This window comes from Mitsuaria sp. TWR114 (assembly GCF_007997345.1).
Window position 1 is genome coordinate 1 of record NZ_VOSR01000258.1, and the last position, 14,883, is coordinate 14,883.

The 14,883-nt window shown below is 70.3% G+C and carries 15 protein-coding genes; 3 read left to right on the forward strand and 12 right to left on the reverse strand.

Going from position 1 to position 14,883, the window contains the following annotated elements:
• Window positions 1–293: 293 nt before the first annotated feature.
• The 6 genes from phnX to FUT87_RS11220 form a co-directional block, all read right to left on the reverse strand.
• Window positions 294–1,196: a phosphonoacetaldehyde hydrolase gene (gene phnX / locus FUT87_RS11195; RefSeq protein WP_147241064.1), complete on the reverse strand. Its 903-nt coding sequence runs from the start codon at window positions 1,194–1,196 to the stop codon at window positions 294–296.
• On the reverse strand, window positions 1,193–2,296 hold the full coding sequence (gene psrA / locus FUT87_RS11200) for an iron-containing alcohol dehydrogenase PsrA (protein ID WP_147241065.1): 1,104 nt from the start codon (window positions 2,294–2,296) through the stop codon (window positions 1,193–1,195). Before psrA ends, phnX begins: the two co-directional genes overlap by 4 nt.
• 27 nt (window positions 2,297–2,323) lie before the next feature.
• Window positions 2,324–3,169, reverse strand: coding sequence for a phosphonate ABC transporter, permease protein PhnE (gene phnE / locus FUT87_RS11205; protein ID WP_222617114.1), 846 nt, complete (start codon window positions 3,167–3,169; stop codon window positions 2,324–2,326).
• A complete protein-coding gene (gene phnC / locus FUT87_RS11210; protein WP_147241066.1) occupies window positions 3,166–4,038 on the reverse strand; it encodes a phosphonate ABC transporter ATP-binding protein in 873 nt (290 codons plus the stop codon). Before phnC ends, phnE begins: the two co-directional genes overlap by 4 nt.
• Complete coding sequence (gene phnD / locus FUT87_RS11215; protein ID WP_147241067.1) at window positions 4,035–4,925, reverse strand: phosphonate ABC transporter substrate-binding protein; 891 nt, start codon at window positions 4,923–4,925, stop codon at window positions 4,035–4,037. Before phnD ends, phnC begins: the two co-directional genes overlap by 4 nt.
• Window positions 4,926–5,141: 216 nt before the next feature.
• On the reverse strand, window positions 5,142–6,407 hold the full coding sequence (locus FUT87_RS11220) for an alkaline phosphatase family protein (RefSeq protein WP_147241068.1): 1,266 nt from the start codon (window positions 6,405–6,407) through the stop codon (window positions 5,142–5,144).
• Window positions 6,408–6,523: 116 nt separating this feature from the next.
• On the opposite strand from FUT87_RS11220, the gene FUT87_RS11225 reads away from it, so the two are divergent.
• The 3 genes from FUT87_RS11225 (at window position 6,524) to FUT87_RS11235 (ending at window position 9,979) form a co-directional block, all read left to right on the forward strand.
• Window positions 6,524–7,390, forward strand: a complete 867-nt coding sequence (locus FUT87_RS11225) for a LysR substrate-binding domain-containing protein (RefSeq protein ID WP_147241069.1) — start codon at window positions 6,524–6,526, stop codon at window positions 7,388–7,390.
• A gap of 152 nt (window positions 7,391–7,542) precedes the next feature.
• Window positions 7,543–9,270 (forward strand): ABC transporter permease subunit, encoded by a 1,728-nt coding sequence (locus FUT87_RS11230; RefSeq protein ID WP_147241070.1) that lies wholly within the window; start codon window positions 7,543–7,545, stop codon window positions 9,268–9,270.
• A gap of 10 nt (window positions 9,271–9,280) precedes the next feature.
• Window positions 9,281–9,979, forward strand: coding sequence for an ABC transporter ATP-binding protein (locus tag FUT87_RS11235; protein WP_147241071.1), 699 nt, complete (start codon window positions 9,281–9,283; stop codon window positions 9,977–9,979).
• A gap of 138 nt (window positions 9,980–10,117) precedes the next feature.
• On the opposite strand, the gene FUT87_RS11240 is transcribed toward FUT87_RS11235, so the two are convergent.
• The 6 genes from FUT87_RS11240 to FUT87_RS11265 form a co-directional block, all read right to left on the reverse strand.
• A complete protein-coding gene (locus tag FUT87_RS11240) occupies window positions 10,118–10,678 on the reverse strand; it encodes a DUF2062 domain-containing protein (RefSeq protein WP_091734054.1) in 561 nt (186 codons plus the stop codon).
• A 125-nt stretch (window positions 10,679–10,803) separates the two neighbouring features.
• Complete coding sequence (locus tag FUT87_RS11245; protein WP_091734053.1) at window positions 10,804–11,601, reverse strand: peptidylprolyl isomerase; 798 nt, start codon at window positions 11,599–11,601, stop codon at window positions 10,804–10,806.
• 72 nt (window positions 11,602–11,673) lie between these two features.
• Window positions 11,674–12,000, reverse strand: a complete 327-nt coding sequence (locus FUT87_RS11250; protein WP_147241072.1) for a BolA family transcriptional regulator — start codon at window positions 11,998–12,000, stop codon at window positions 11,674–11,676.
• Window positions 11,997–12,644: a septation protein A gene (locus tag FUT87_RS11255; protein WP_091734050.1), complete on the reverse strand. Its 648-nt coding sequence runs from the start codon at window positions 12,642–12,644 to the stop codon at window positions 11,997–11,999. The genes FUT87_RS11250 and FUT87_RS11255 overlap by 4 nt, the downstream gene beginning before the upstream one ends.
• 22 nt (window positions 12,645–12,666) lie before the next feature.
• Window positions 12,667–13,122 (reverse strand): peptide-methionine (R)-S-oxide reductase MsrB, encoded by a 456-nt coding sequence (gene msrB, locus FUT87_RS11260; RefSeq protein WP_091734049.1) that lies wholly within the window; start codon window positions 13,120–13,122, stop codon window positions 12,667–12,669.
• Complete coding sequence (locus FUT87_RS11265; RefSeq protein WP_147241073.1) at window positions 13,119–14,642, reverse strand: YdiU family protein; 1,524 nt, start codon at window positions 14,640–14,642, stop codon at window positions 13,119–13,121. The genes msrB and FUT87_RS11265 overlap by 4 nt, the downstream gene beginning before the upstream one ends.
• Window positions 14,643–14,883 lie beyond the last annotated feature (241 nt).

Here is a 14,883-nt window from a genome sequence, read left to right on the forward strand (position 1 = left end):
CCAGCTCGATCTCCGCGCCCTGCCCGGCGACCGCCTGGGCGCGCGCCTCGGCGGTCGGCGCGTAGATCACGTCATAACGCTGGCGGAACTGGGCCAGATGCTCCTCCGCCGTCGGCATCAGCACCAGCAGCTTGCGGCGCGAGGACGTGGGAGCAGGCATCGAGGGATTGGCGGACACGGCGACCTCATGGGGCTGGAAGTTCGCCGGCCATGATAGGAGCGCCCATCCCCCGGGCCGCCGGAGCGCGGACGCGTTTCGCACGCGGGGCGCCGGGATGGCCCATTCGGGGTGATCAGGGCCGCTCGCCGCGCGCCATGCGGGCCTCGATCTCCGCGAGCGCCCGCGGCAGCTGCGCGACCGAGTCGATCACCAGGTGCGCACCCGAGGCCGTCAGCCGCCGCGCCGCGGCGTCACGGCGCGCGGCGAGCTCCGCGTCGGGCAGCGCCTGCAGCTGCTCGAGCGTCAAGCCGGTCTCGTTGCCCGACAGGCTCAGGCCCACCGTCCACATGCCGGCGCGCCGGCCTTCCTCGATGCCGGGCGTCGTGTCGTCGACCTTCACGCAGGCGCGCACGTCGCCGATGCCCAGCGCCAGCACGTTGGCCAGGGCCATGAACGGCCCGGGACGCCCGCCCGCGGCCAGCTCGTCGCCAGCGACGACGTGGTCCGCCCAGACGCCATCGGCCTTGGCCTGCGGCAGCAGCACGTCCATCACCTGGCGCGGATAACCCGAGCACGAGCCGATCTTCAGCCCCGCGCCGCGCAGCGCGGCGAGCACCTCCACCGCGCCCGGGATCGGCGCCGAGTAACGACCGACATGCGCGATCTGCATCGGCATGAAGCGCTCATAGATCGCGTCGATGTCCGCGTCGGTCGATGCGCGGCCGAAACGCGCGCGCCATTGCGCCTGCAGGCTGTTGTCCTCCAGCAGCGTGCGGGTGTGGTCGCGCTTGGACAGCCCCATCGGGCCGCGCGCCTCGTCCAGCGTCAGCGTGATCCCGAAGGTCGCGAAGGCGTCGACGAAGATCTGCGTCGGCGCCAGCGAGCCGTGGTCGACCAGCGTGCCGGCCCAGTCGAAGATCACCGCCTGCAGGCGCGGGTGGCGCCGGACCTCGGCGGTCGTGGTGCTCGACGCGGCGTGGTTCGTCGAGCCCGTCGAGTGCGTCTGAACAGGAGTGGCAATCGAAACGTCGTTCATGCGAGGGCCTGGATGAAGTTGCGTCCGCGGGGGCCGCGCAGCGCTTGAGCGACGCGCGCGTCCCAGTCGTCGGGGGAGATGCCGTAGTCGGCGGGATCGGTGGACACGCCCAGCGCGGCCAGGAAACGTTCCAGCGCGGCGACCGCGCCGTCCGCATCGGCCGCGTCGAAGATCGACAGCAGCCACGCGTCCAGCGCCGCGTCGCGCCCGAAGGCCAGGCGCATCACGCGCGGCAGGCTGAACGAACAGGCGATGCCGTGCGCCGTGCCGCGCGACAAGGTGATGTCGTAGGACAGCGAATGCGCCAGCGCGGTCCGGGTGTTGGAGAAGGCCATGCCGGCCTGCAGCGCCGCGACGGCCAGCGCCTCCCGCAGGTCGAGCCGGCGCGGCTCGCGCAGCAGCGCCGGCAGCGTCGCGACGATCGCCCGCGCGGCGCTCGCCGCCAGGCTGGAGGACACCGGATTGCGATGCACGTTCCACAGCGCCTCCAGCGCGTGCGACAGCGCGTCCAGTCCGCTCGCGAGCGTGGCGCCCGGCGGCAGGCTCACCATCAACGACGGATCGACGATCGCCGCCTCCGGCCAGGTCCAGGGCAGGTGCAGCGAATGCTTGCGGCCGCGCGCGGCGTCCCACAGCGTCGCCCAGGGCGTGACCTCGCTGCCGGTGCCGGCGGTGGTCGGCACCGCGATCAGCGCGCGATGCGGCGCATCCGCCGACAGCGGCGCCGCCTTCGGATCGACGAGGTGATCGAGCAGTTCATCGAAGCGGCCCGACGGCGTCGCCGTCAGCATCGCCTTGGCGCAGTCGATGCTGCTGCCGCCGCCCAGTGCGATCACGCAGCGCGCGCCGCGGTGCTCGCGCCAGAGTCGCTCGTACAGCGGCGCGAGCCAGCGCAGGTCGGGATTGGGGCGGATGTCGGTCTCGACCGCGACGAGGCGATCGCCGAGCAGCTCGCGCACCCGGCCGACCAGACCGAGCGCCTCGGCCTCCGGGAAGGCGATCAGCAACGCGTCGCGCGCGCGGACCAGGCGCGGCAGTTGCGCCAGCGCGCCGTTGCCGGCCCGCACGTCGACGGGGTTGTGGAAGGTCCAGGGGGTCATGGGCGGGTCCTCGCGCTCGATGACGGTTCAATGCCGACCGGCATCCTGGATCGCGCGGCGCAGCCGGCTCGACACCAGGTCGGCGCTGACGACCATCGCCGTGATCACGAGGATGCAGGTCGCGGTCTCGGGATACTTGAAGAGCTTGAGACTGCCCACCAGCTCGAAGCCCAGCCCGCCCGCGCCCACCATGCCCAGCACCGTCGCCGAGCGCAGGTTGACCTCGAAGCGATAGAGCACCACCGCGATCCAGGCGGTGATCACCTGCGGCAGCACGCCGAAGGCGATCACCTGCAGCGGCCGGGCGCCGGTGGCGCGCAGCGCCTCGAGCGGGCCGTCGTCGATCTCCTCGATGGCCTCGGCGAAGAACTTGCCCAGCATGCCCGCGCCATGCACCGCCAACGCCAGCACGCCCGGGAACGGTCCCAGCCCCACGGCCGACACGAACACCAGCGCCAGGATCAGTTCATTGATGCTGCGGGTCACGTTCAGGCCCTGGCGGGTGAGGTGATACAGCCAGCGGGGTCCCTGCAGGTTGCGCGCCGCGAGGAAGGACACCGGGATCGCGCCGATCACGCCCAGCAGCGTGCCCCACACGGCGATCTGGACCGTCTCCAGCGCCGGCGCCCACAGCCGCTCCAGGATGCGCCAGTCCGGCGGCCAGGTGCGGCCGAGGAAATCGGCGATCTGCGGCAGTCCGCTCGCCAGCTCGGCCGGGCTCAGCTGCGCGCCCCGGGCGCTCCACTGCAGCGCCCACAGGCCCGCGACCATCAGCGCCAGCAGCTTCGTCCAGCCGCCCGGCGTCGTGGGCATTCCCACCAGCCAGCGGGTGCGATCGCGGGCGGCGCGGTCGACAGCGGTCATCGTCGTCATGCGGTTCTCCAGGTCGGGGCGGTGGTGGCCGGCGGCGCCGACGCTGCCATCGAGGCAATGCGCTCCGGGTCATTCGCTGACTCATTTGCTGGCGCATTCACCGGCGCGATCAGCTGCAGGCCAGCCTGCGCGGCGCTGCCCGCGTAGAGCGCGTCAAGTTCCGCCTCGGAGAGCTCCCGCGGCAGCCGGTCGAAAAGCACGCGCCCCTGCGAGAGCCCGACGATGCGGTCGCCGAATTCGCGCGCGTAGTCGACCTGGTGCAGGTTGCAGACCACGGTGATGCCGAGCTCGCGGCAGGCCTGCTTCAGGTAGCCGAGCGCCTGGCGCGCGGTGTGCGGGTCCAGGCTCGCGACCGGCTCGTCGGCCAGGATCACCTGCGGTTGCTGCGCCAGCGCGCGGGCGATGCCCACGCGCTGCATCTGCCCGCCCGACAGCGCGTCGGTGCGCGACGCCGCCTTGTGGGCGAGGCCGACGCGGTCCAGACAGGCCATGGCCAGCGCGATGTCGGACGCGCGGAACAGCTGCAGCACCGAGCGCCAGACGGCCATCGCGCCGAGCCGCCCGCTGAGCACGTTCTTCAGCACGCTGAGCCGCGGCACGACCTGGTGGTGCTGGAACACCATCGCCACGCGCCGACGCAGCTCGCGCAGTTCCGTGGCGCGTTCGGCGCCGCGCGCGTCCAGGCCGGCGATCGTCATCGTCCCGCCGTCGGCCTGGACCAGGCGGTTCATGCAGCGCAGCAAGGTGGACTTGCCGGCGCCGGACGGGCCGAGCACGACCAGGAATTCACCGGGCCGCACGTCCAGGTCGACGCCGCGCAGCACGGCGTTGTCGCCGAAGCGCTTGGTGACGCCACGCAGCGCGATCACTTCATGCTCCGCAGGTCGAGCTTGAGCACCTTGGCGGTGTCGCGGACCACGTCGTAGGCGGCGTCGCTGGTCGGCTGGAAGCCGTTGAGCACGCCCTGGTCGCCCCACTTCACGTCCTTGAGGTTGGCCAGCGCCTTGGCGAGCTTCTCCTTGAGCGCCGGATCGAGGTCCTTGCGCCAGACCATCGGCGATTCGGGAATCGGTCTGGAGGACCACAGCACGACGAAGTCGTCCTGCTTGACCGTCCCCTTGGCGACGGCGCTGTTGAAGATGCGGTCCGCGACGGCGGCCGCGTCGACCTTCCTGTTGGCCACCGCCAGGATGCTGGCGTCATGCGAGCCTGAGAACACGACGCGGCCGAAGTAGGTCTCCGGATCCAGCCCCGTCTGCTGCAGTCCTGCCTTGGGGAACAGATGGCCGGAGGCGGAACTCGGATCCACGAAGGCGAAGTTGCGGCCCTTGAGCTCGGCGACGCTGCGCAGGCCGCTGTCCTTGCGGGCGAGGATGACGCTCCGGTAGGCGCTCTGGCCGGCCTTCTTCGTCACCGCGACGGAGAAGGCCTCGACCTCGGCCACCGAGCTCGCCAGCACGTAGGAGAACGGGCCGAGGTAGGCCACGTCCAGCTTCTTCGCACGCAGCGCCTCGATGACGCCGTTGTAGTCGGTGGCCACGAAGGGCTTCACCGGCATGCCCAGCTGCTGCTGCAGCGCGTCCAGCACCTGCCGGCTGGACTCGATCATGGCCTGGGAGTCCTCGGCCGGGATCAGGCCGATGGTCAGCGCCCGCGGCTGGGCCGATGCGTGCCGCGGCAGGCCCGCGCAGACGGTGAGGACCAGGGCGGCACCCAGCGCGGTGCGGCGCGCGGCGGAGAAGCGGGGATGGGACATGGCGGCATCCAGGAGTGGTGAGCGGATGCCGGCACTCTATGAATCCAACATGACAGCAGATCCATCGATCCCATGTTGATTTCTCGACCGAAGCATTCATGCGATCTATGGATCGTCCGCTCGGTCTCTCCGGGCGCGCCGCAGGGCCGGAGCGTCGAAGGGCCGGAGGGGCCGCGCCTCCTCCGGCCCTGGTCAGCTTGCCTTCAGCCGGCGCCTTCAGTGGCTGCCGCAAGCGGGGTGCTTGCTCCCGGCCGTATCGTTGACCAGGCCGAGGAAGTCCAGCACGTGAGGCGTCAGCGCGTCGGTCTGGGGCAGCGGCGTGCCGGTCAGGTCGCCCTGGCAGTAGGCCGGCTTGGTGGGATTGCGGTAGCGGTTGGTCATCACCAGCGCCGCATCGCGCTCGCCGGCGCTTTGGCCGCCATGGCCGCTGCCGGTGCCGCCATGGTCGGAGACGACGACGATCAGCCACTCCTCCTGCGCATAGGTCGGCCGCGCCGAGAGGGCGTCCAGCACCTGCTGGATCTGCGCGTCCTCGCCGGCGATCTTGGACTGGTAGTAGGCGTTGTAGGGGTCGTAGCTGGCGGCGTGGATGTCGACGTTGTGCAGGTAATAGAAGATCGCGGTCGGCGGGTTCGTCCACGACAACCAGCCCTTGACCGCATCCGTCGCCTGCTGCGAGTTCTTCGCTGCGTTGGCCACGACGAAGTCCGCCGCCACGGGCTTGAGGTTGCCGGTGATGTTGGCCCAGTCACCGACCACCGCGATCGTGGCGGTCGGGTAGGCCTGCTTGATGCGGTCGAAGACATGCGGCTTGCGCAGCGGCAGGCTGGCGTCGTTGCCGGTGACGCCATGCTGGTCCGCCCAGTAGCCGGTGAACAGCGTGCCCCAGCCCGGGCCGCTGTAGGTGGACTGCGAACCGCCGGCCAGCACGTTGCCGTGGAAGGCGCCCACCGCGGCGAGTTGGCTCAGCGCCGGCGTGGTCGCGCAACCGGCGCAGAACAGCGCGTCGCCACGCAGGCCGTCGATGCCGGTCACCAGCACATGGCGCCGGCCGTAGGGGCCCACGATCGGGTTGGGTACGCCGGGACCGGGGATCAGCGCGTAATGGTCATACGGGTTGCCGGCGTAGTCGGTCTTGAGCCCGCCCACGTCGGCCGCGCGCTTGTCGCTGAGGTCGCACTGCTGCGAGGCCTTGTAGTAGTCGAAGCTCACGCACCACGACTTGCGCGCATCGGCCAGGCAGGCCGCGGCGCAGGCCTCGGGCGAGACGCCGTTCAGGTGCTCGCGGTTGTAGCCGGAGATCGCGGCGTTGAGCGTGCGCGTGAACGAGGCCAGCGGGCTCGGGGCCGATTGCGCCTGCGCGGGCGGCGGGGCCATGGCGAGCAGCGCCGCGATCGACGCGGTGAACAGGGCGGTGGACAGCGCGGCGAAGCGCGCAGGCGAGCGATGCGCCGGCGGGCGCGGGAAACGGGTCCGGGTCATGGGCACTCCAGGTCGGGTTGAGGGGGAACTGCCCGCGCAGCGTAGGAACGTCACGTGACCGTCACTCGATCGAATCAATATGACCAACCGCAAGAAATCATCGAGAGCGTCTATACATGTCCGCCGCCAAGCTCCGCGCCTTCCTCGCCGTCGCCCGCCATGGCAGCTTCAGCGCGGCGGCGCGGGCGCTCGGGCTCTCGCAGCCGACCCTGACGACGCAGGTGCAGGGCCTGGAGCAGCAGCACAAGGTGGAGCTCTTCCACCGCCGCGGCCATCGCATCGAGCTGACCAGCGTCGGCCACCAGTTGCTGCCGATCGCCCGGCAGCTTGCCGCGCTGGAGGTCGAGGCCTACAACCTGCTGCATGACTGCGGGGAGCTCACCCGCGGGCAGCTCAAGCTCGGCGCGGTGGGTCCCTTCCACGTCATCGAGATGGTCGACGCCTACCGCCAGCGCTATCCCAAGGTGGACGTCTCGATCCGGCTGGGCAATTCGGCGCAGGTCTTCGGCGACCTGGAGAACTACGTGATCGACGTCGGCGTGCTGGCGCGCTTCCACGACGCGCCGGGCTTCGAGACCATGGCCTACGCGCGGCACGCGATCATCCTCTTCGTCCACCTCGACCATCCCTTCGCCGCGCGGGAGCATGTGTCGCTGCGGGAGCTGGCCGAGCAGCCGCTACTGCAGCGCGAAGCCGGATCGAGCACGCGCCGCGCGCTCGAGTCGGCGCTGCGCCAGGCGGGCATCACGCCGCGCGTCGCGATGGAGATCGGCAGCCGCGAGGCGCTGCGCGAGGCGGCCGCGCGCGGCATCGGCATCGGCGTCGTGTCCGAGGCGGAATTCATCCCCGACGCGCGCTTCCGCCCGGTGCGCATCGAGGGCGACCCGGCCTTCACCGAGACGCATCTGTACTGCCTGAAGGAGCGCCGCGACAGCCTGCTGCTCGGCTCCTTCTTCGAGGTGGCGCACGGCCTGCGCCGCTGAGGCGCGGGTGGCGCGCGGGCCGCGCGCGGCCAGACAGCGGACAGACAGCGGACAGGTTTCTGAAGGCCGCCGCAGGCATCCTGCGGACCTTCGCGCGGGGGGCCCCAGGGGGTCGTCTGTTCCCTGGAATCCATGTAGAGAAGAGAGCGCGCATGGACCGCCGCCAATTCTTCCCCCGCCCCGTGGTCGAGGCGGGCACCAATCGCTGGGACTGGGCGCTGCTGCCGCTGGTGCTGGGCCTGCTCGTGCTGCTGGCCTACGGCGCGGCGCAGATGACGCGTCCCTTCGCGCTGGGCGATCCGCTGCCCTTGTCGCTGGACCCGTCCCACCTGCCCTACTACCTGCTGCGCACCAACCTGCGCATGCTGGCCGCGATGGTGCTGGCGCTGCTGTTCAGCGCGGTCTTCGCGGTGCTCGCGGCCAAGGTGCGCGCCGCCGAGAAGGTGCTGGTGCCGATGCTCGACATCCTGCAGTCCATCCCCATCCTGGGTTTCCTGTCGATCACGGTGACCGGCTTCATCGCGCTGTTCCCCGGCAACCTGCTGGGCGTCGAGTGCGCGGCGATCTTCGCGATCTTCACCTCGCAGGCCTGGAACATGGCCTTCAGCCTCTACCAGTCGCTGCGCACCGTGCCTTCGGAGCTCGACGAGGCCGCGCGGGTGTTCCAGCTCTCCGGCTGGCAGCGCTTCTGGCGGCTGGAGTTGCCCTACGCGATGCCCGGGCTGCTCTGGAACATGATGATGTCGATGTCGGGCGGCTGGTTCTTCGTCGTCGCGTCGGAGGCCATCTCGGTGTCCGACCAGAGCATCAAGCTGCCCGGCGTCGGCTCCTACATCGCCATGGCGATCGAGGCGCGCGACCTCGGCGCGATCGGCTGGGCGATCGTGGCGATGCTCGTGGGCATCGTGCTCTACGACCAGCTGGTGTTCCGGCCGCTGGTCGCCTGGGCCGACAAGTTCCGCTTCGAGGACAGCGGCACCGACAACGCGCCCAACTCCTGGATGCTGAACTGGCTGCGCCGCACCGCGTTCACGCGCCGCGCCGCGGCGTGGTTGGTGGACCGGCTCGAGGGCAGCCTGGTCTGGTTCCGCCGGCACCATGACGGCACCTCGATCCGCGCACGCCCGCGCATCGCCGTGGCCGCGTGGCAGCGCGCCTGGGATGCGGTGCTGGCCGCCGCGGTGATGGTGGCGCTGTACCAGCTGGTGCGCTTCGTCCATGCCGAGGTCGGCTGGTCCGAGGCGGGCCATGTGCTCGGCCTGGGCCTGGTGACGCTGGCGCGGGTGCTGGTGCTGATCGCGCTGGCGGCGCTGGTGTGGGTGCCGGTGGGCATCTGGATCGGGATGAACCCGCGCTGGTCCGGTCGCCTGCAGGCGGTGGCGCAGTTCCTGGCCGCCTTCCCGGCCAACCTGCTGTTCCCGGTGGTCGTGGTGCTGATCGTGCGCTGGAAACTCGATCCAGACGTGTGGCTCTCGCCGCTGATGATCTTCGGCACGCAGTGGTACCTGCTGTTCAACGTCATCGCCGGCGCGTCCAACATCCCGGCCGAGCTGCGGCACGCCGCGCGCAACCTGGGCCTGAGCGGCTGGCTGAAATGGCGCCGCTACCTGCTGCCGGCGGTCTTCCCCAGCTTCGTCACCGGGGCGATCACCGCCAGCGGCGGCTCGTGGAACGCCAGCATCGTGGCCGAGTACGTGTCCTGGGGCGACACCACGCTCAAGGCGCATGGCCTGGGCAGCTACATCGCGGAGATGACGGCCAAGGGTGACTTCCCGCGGATCGCGCTGGGCATCGGCGTGATGTGCGTCTTCGTGATGGGCCTGAACCACTTCGTCTGGCGCCGCCTGTACCGGCTGGCCGAGGACCGCATGCATCTGTGAGGAGCACCGCATGACCGCATCCATCATCGAACTCCATGGCGTCGGCAAGCGCTTCCGCTCGGCCGACGGGCATCCGCGGCCGGTGCTCGCGGACGTGGACTTCCACCTGCGCGAGGGCGAGATCGTCGCGCTGCTGGGGCAGTCGGGCTCGGGCAAGAGCACGCTGCTGTCCATCCTCGCGGGCCTGGACACGCCGTCCGAAGGCACGGTGCGGCTGCGTGGGCAGGACATGTTCGCGCTCGACGAGGACGGCCGCGCCGCGCTGCGCGGCGCGCACCTGGGCTTTGTGTTCCAGAGCTTCCAGCTGCTGGCCCACCTGACGGCGCTGGAGAACGTGATGCTGCCGCTGGAGCTGCGCGGCGAGCGCGATGCCCGCGCGCAGGCGCGGCAGATGCTCGAGCGCGTCGGGCTGGGGCAGCGGCTGTCGCACTATCCGCGGGTGCTGTCGGGGGGCGAGCAGCAGCGCGTGGCGCTGGCGCGGGCCTTCGTGCAGCAGCCGGCGCTGCTGCTCGCGGACGAGCCGACCGGCAGCCTCGACTACGCGACCGGCGAGCAGGTGATGGCGCTGATGTTCGAACTCAACCGGGAGCTGGGGACGACGCTGGTGATGGTCACCCATGACCAAGCCATCGCGGCGCGCTGCGAGCGGCAGCTGAGGATCTCGGCAGGGCATCTGCAGGACATCACGATGGCGGATCTGCCGGCGTGAGGCTGTCGGCCTGCTGAGACCGGTGCGTTGGCCGCTGGGCCATGGGGCCCCGGCGGCAAGCGCCGGAACCCCAAGGCCCACCGTCCCCAACCAGCGGTGTCCTTCGGCGGTTTTGAGACCGAGGACGGCGGGGGAGGATCAGAGGCGCAGCGCGCGTTCGCGCAGGCGCCGGCGGCGCTCGAGGCGGATGACGGCCCACCAGCCGACGTAGACCACGACGTAGAGCGTCGCGCCCAGCAGCAGGCCCGCCAGCGGCAGGCCCGCCAGCAGCGGCGCGCCGAGCTCCGACAGCCACTGGCCGATGGCCGGCCACCAGCTGGCCGGATCGCCCCAATTGAGCGCCAGTTCCCTCGGCGCGGAAATCGGACCGTGGATGCCCAGCACCTGGCGGCCCAGGAAGATCGCCAGCGTCCAGATCGGTACCAGCGTCAGCGGATTCGTCAGCCAGGTGGCGGCAATTGCCGCCGCCACGTTGGCGCGGCACACGATCGCCACGACGGCCGCCAGCAGCATCTGCGTCGGCAGCGGGATCACGCCCACCGCCAGCCCCAGCGCCGCCCCCAGCGCCACGCGCCGGCGGTGCGCCACCCACAGCCAGGGCCGCTCGCGCAGGTAATGGCCGAGCCACTTCAGCCCCTTGGTCTGTTCCAGGGACTCCGGCGAGGGCAGCAGGCGGCGGGCAAGTCGGGAAGCCGTCATGGAGGAGAGCTCAGAGGGGCGCGATGCCCGCGGACATGGGGAACGTCAGATGTGAAAAGCCCGCGCGGCTGCCAGGCAGCGGCGCGGGCTTCGAACGGTACAGCAAAGACCGGTCGGAACGACGATCAGTTCGCGGAGAACTTGTAGTCGGTCTTGGCCTTGGTGCGCAGTTCTTCCTGGAACTCAGCAACCTTCTGCTGCTGCATGCGCTGGATGATCTGGCCCTTGACGTCGTCGAAGGCCGGGAACTGCGCCTGGCGCGTCTCTTCCAGCTTGATGATGTGGAAGCCGAACTGCGACTTGACCGGCTCCTGCGTCATCTCGCCGGCCTTGAGCTTGGCCATCGCGGCGCTGAACTCGGGCACGTAGGCGTCCGGGGCGGACCAGCCCAGGTCGCCGCCGTTCTGGGCGGAGCCGGTGTCCTTGGAGTTCTTGGTCGCGACGTCCTCGAACTTCGCGCCGCCGTTGAGCTGCTTGATCAGCGCCTTGGCGTCTTCTTCCTTCTCCACCAGGATGTGGCGGGCGTGGAATTCGGTGCCGGTGGCCTGGGCCTTGAACTTCTCGTACTCGACCTTGGCGTCGGCTTCGCTGACCGGGTTCTTCTTGGCGTAGTCCGAGAACAGCTCGCGGATCAGCAGGGACTGGCGCGCCAGTTCCATCTGGTTCTTGTAGTCGTCGGTCTTGTTCAGGCCGCGCTTCTCGGCTTCCTGCAGGAAGATCTCGCGCAGGACGACCTCGTCCTTCACCTTCGATTCCATTTCCGGGCTGCGCGGCTGGCCGGCCTTCGTGATCTGGCTGATCAGCACGTCGGCGCGGGCCTTGGGCACGGGCTTGCCGTTCACGATCGCGATGTTCTGGGCCATGGCCGGCAGGGTCACGGCGCCGATGGCCGCCACGGTGGCGGCAAGCACAAACTTCTTCATGATGGGTAAAGGGCCTTTCGACTCCCGGGTGAGCGCGAACGCTCCAAAACAAAGCGCCGGCAGGCGGCGCTACTAGGGACCTGGTTTCTGCTGTTCGTCGGGCGCGCGGGCATCGATGGCCAGCGCGTGTATGCCCTTCTGCATCAGATCGGCGAGCGCATGATATACGAGCCGATGCCGCGCCACCCTGGGTAAACCGGCAAAGCGCGGGCTCACGATTTCGAGGTAGTAGTGGCCGCCCTCGCGGGCGCCGGCGTGGCCGGCGTGGTGGGCGGTGTCGTCCCGCAGCGAGAGCGAGACCGGCGCCAGCGCGGCCCGCAGCCGGGCCTCGATCTCGACCGACGGCGTCGCCGCCGGGTTCGGCGCCGACGAAGGGGAAGGTCCCGCGCCGCCGCTCATGGCTTGGTCTCCTCGGCCGGGGCCTCGCTCTCCTGCGGCAGGTGCCGGCTCATGTAGACGCCCTGGCCGAGCGTGAACAGCAGGATCAGCCCCGTCGACCCGAAGGCCTTGAAGTTGGCCCAGGCCTCGGTGCTGTACGAGTAAGCGACGTAAAGATTCGCAAAACCCATCGCGGCGAAGAAGGTCACCCAGGCCCAGTTCAGGCGCGCCCAGACCGGATCCGGCAGGTGCAGCTCGGCGCCCAGCATCTTGCGCAGCAGGTTCTTGCCGAGGAAGAGATGGCTGACCAGGAAGGCCGCGGAGAACGCCCAGTACAGCATCGTCGGCTTCCACTTGATGAAGGTCTCGTTGTGGAAGTAGACGGTGGCCGCGCCCAGCGTCATCACCAGCCCCAGGCTGACCCACAGCATCAGGTCGACCTTGCGGCGGCGCAGCTTGAGGTAGAGCACCTGGGCGATGGTGGCGAACATCACGACCAGGGTGGCCAGCAGCACCGGCGCCTCGGTGGGGCCGACCTTGCCGCCGGACACCAGGAAACCCAGGTGCTCGGTCGCGAAGGCCGCTGCCCACTCCGGCTGCCCATCGGCGTACTTGAACGTGACGAAGAACAGCAGGAGCGGCAGGAAATCGAGCAACAGCTTCATTCAGGGACCAGTTCGGCAGCGCTCAGCGCTGGGGCTCGAAGTCTATCGCGGCCGAATTGATGCAGAAGCGCTCGCCCGTCGGTTCCGGGCCATCGGGAAAGACGTGGCCCAGGTGGGTGCCGCAGCGGTTGCAGCGCACCTCGACGCGCACCATGCCATGCGTCTTGTCGACGACGCGCTCGATGACCTCGGCGTTGATCGGCTCGTAATAGCTGGGCCAGCCGCAGCCGGCGTCGAACTTGGTGTCGGCCTGGAAGAGCGGCGTGCCGCAGCCGACGCAGTTGTAGCGGCCGGCCTCCCAGTGGTCCCAGTACTTGCCGGTGAAGGCGCGCTCGGTGGCGGCGTGGCGGGCGACCTGGTACTGCGTCGGGTCGAGCTGCTCGCGCCACTGGGCATCGGTCTTCCGGACGGGGTAGGCGGTGTCGCGGTCGCGGTCGACCTCGGTGGCGTTCTCGGTGAACTTGTCGTAGCGGCTCATGATGAACAGGAAACCTCTAGCGTTTGCGCCCAGTCGGGCGGGAAGTCGGCGTCGGACGCCTGGGCGGGCGCGTCGAACGGGCGGCGCAGCACCTCCAGCAGCCGGCGCACTTCGTCGAAGTCGCCGGCCTCGGCCCGCTGGATCGCCGTCTCGGCCAGGTGGTTGCGCAGCACCACCGCCGGATTGACCGCGTCCATGCGAGCGGCACGGGTCGCATGTGCGTCCGCCGGCTCGATCTTCAAGCGCGCCGCGTAACGCCCGGCCCAGGCATCGAAGGCCGCGCGGTCCAGGAACAGGTCGCGCAGGGCCGCATGGGCGGGCGCCTCGACCGGCTGCGCCGGATCGAAGCCCGACAGGCGCCGGTGCGCGATCGTGTAGTCGGTGCGATGGGTGGCGAGCAGCCGCAGCCAGTCGTCGATCAGCGGGCCGTCCTCGCCGCGCTCGTCGACCTCCGCGCTCAAGCCCAGCTTCGCGCGCATCGCGCCGAGCAGCGCGGTGCCGAAGCGCTCGCGGTAGATCTCCAGCGACTCGATCAGCGCATCGCCGGCCGCCTCGGCGTCGGTGTCGACGCCCGGCATCAGCGGCAGCAGCGCCTGGGCCAGCGCATGCAGGTTCCAGAACGCCACCTGCGGCTGGCGCGCGAAGGCATAACGACCCTGATGGTCCGAGTGGTTGCAGATGTGGCCGGGGTCGAAGCCGTCCATGAAACCGAAGGGGCCGTAGTCGATGGTCAGGCCCAGCATCGACATGTTGTCGGTGTTCATCACGCCATGCATGAAGCCCACGGCCTGCCACTGCGCGACGAGTTCCGCGGTCTGCGCGGCGACCTTGGCCAGCGCGGCGGTGACGGGATTGGGCGCGGTGGCGCATTCCGGCGCGTGGTGGCGGATGAAGAAGTCGAAGAGCTCGCGCGTGCGGGCCTCCATCCCGTGGTGGGTGAAGTGCTCGAAGTGGCCGAAGCGCAGGAAGCTGGGCGCGACGCGGGTGACGACGGCGCCGGTCTCGACGCGCTCGCGCTGCACCTTCAGCGTGGTGGAGCCGGTGATGGCCAGCGCGCGGGTGGTCGGGATGCCGAGCGCGGCCATCGCCTCGGAGCAGAGGAACTCGCGGATCGACGAGCGCAGCACCGCGCGGCCGTCGCCGCGACGCGAGTAGGGTGTCAGGCCGGCGCCCTTGAGCTGCAGTTCGAAATGGCCGTTCGGGCCGTCGACGCCGCCCAGCAGCAGCGCGCGGCCGTCGCCGAGCTGGCCGGCCCACACGCCGAACTGATGGCCGCTGTACACGGTGGCCAGCGGCTTCATGCCGGGCAGCGGCGCGTTGCCGCTGAAGGCCGGGAGCATCTCGGGGCGGGTCCACCAGTCGGCGGGCCAGCCCAGCAGGGCGGCGCAATCGGGGCTGGTGGCGACCCAGTGCGGGTCGGGGAGGCCGGTGCCGGGCAGCTCGGTGTAGAAATCCGGCCCCAGACTCGCGTATCGATGGGTCCAGCGGGCCAGCCCGGCCCCTTGCATTGGCGCATTCATCGGGGCAGTTTACCGAGCACCCCTTGGCCCCTTCGCAGAGGGGGATGCTCTCGGGCGGCGCGCTGCCACTGGCTCCCTCGCCCGCTTGCGGGAGGGCGGGGGGTGAGGGCCAGCGGCCGTGCCCGGTCAGCCCAGCTTGAAGCTCGCCACCGCGTCGACCAGCTGTGCCGACTGGTCCTTCAGCGACTCCGCCGCCGCGGCCGATTCCTCGACCAGCGCCGCGTTCTGCTGCGTCATCTGG

Excerpts from the sequence above, each read along its gene's own strand:
- phnX (WP_147241064.1), bottom strand. The coding sequence starts at position 1,196 with ATGAACGACGTTTCGATTGCCACTCCTGTTCAGACGCACTCGACGGGC.
- psrA (WP_147241065.1), bottom strand. The coding sequence starts at position 2,296 with ATGACCCCCTGGACCTTCCACAACCCCGTCGACGTGCGGGCCGGCAAC.
- phnE (WP_222617114.1), bottom strand. The coding sequence starts at position 3,169 with ATGACGACGATGACCGCTGTCGACCGCGCCGCCCGCGATCGCACCCGC.
- phnD (WP_147241067.1), bottom strand. The coding sequence starts at position 4,925 with ATGTCCCATCCCCGCTTCTCCGCCGCGCGCCGCACCGCGCTGGGTGCC.
- FUT87_RS11220 (WP_147241068.1), bottom strand. The coding sequence starts at position 6,407 with ATGACCCGGACCCGTTTCCCGCGCCCGCCGGCGCATCGCTCGCCTGCG.
- FUT87_RS11225 (WP_147241069.1), top strand. The coding sequence starts at position 6,524 with ATGTCCGCCGCCAAGCTCCGCGCCTTCCTCGCCGTCGCCCGCCATGGC.
- FUT87_RS11230 (WP_147241070.1), top strand. The coding sequence starts at position 7,543 with ATGGACCGCCGCCAATTCTTCCCCCGCCCCGTGGTCGAGGCGGGCACC.
- FUT87_RS11235 (WP_147241071.1), top strand. The coding sequence starts at position 9,281 with ATGACCGCATCCATCATCGAACTCCATGGCGTCGGCAAGCGCTTCCGC.
- FUT87_RS11240 (WP_091734054.1), bottom strand. The coding sequence starts at position 10,678 with ATGACGGCTTCCCGACTTGCCCGCCGCCTGCTGCCCTCGCCGGAGTCC.
- FUT87_RS11245 (WP_091734053.1), bottom strand. The coding sequence starts at position 11,601 with ATGAAGAAGTTTGTGCTTGCCGCCACCGTGGCGGCCATCGGCGCCGTG.
- FUT87_RS11250 (WP_147241072.1), bottom strand. The coding sequence starts at position 12,000 with ATGAGCGGCGGCGCGGGACCTTCCCCTTCGTCGGCGCCGAACCCGGCG.
- FUT87_RS11255 (WP_091734050.1), bottom strand. The coding sequence starts at position 12,644 with ATGAAGCTGTTGCTCGATTTCCTGCCGCTCCTGCTGTTCTTCGTCACG.
- msrB (WP_091734049.1), bottom strand. The coding sequence starts at position 13,122 with ATGAGCCGCTACGACAAGTTCACCGAGAACGCCACCGAGGTCGACCGC.
- FUT87_RS11265 (WP_147241073.1), bottom strand. The coding sequence starts at position 14,642 with ATGAATGCGCCAATGCAAGGGGCCGGGCTGGCCCGCTGGACCCATCGA.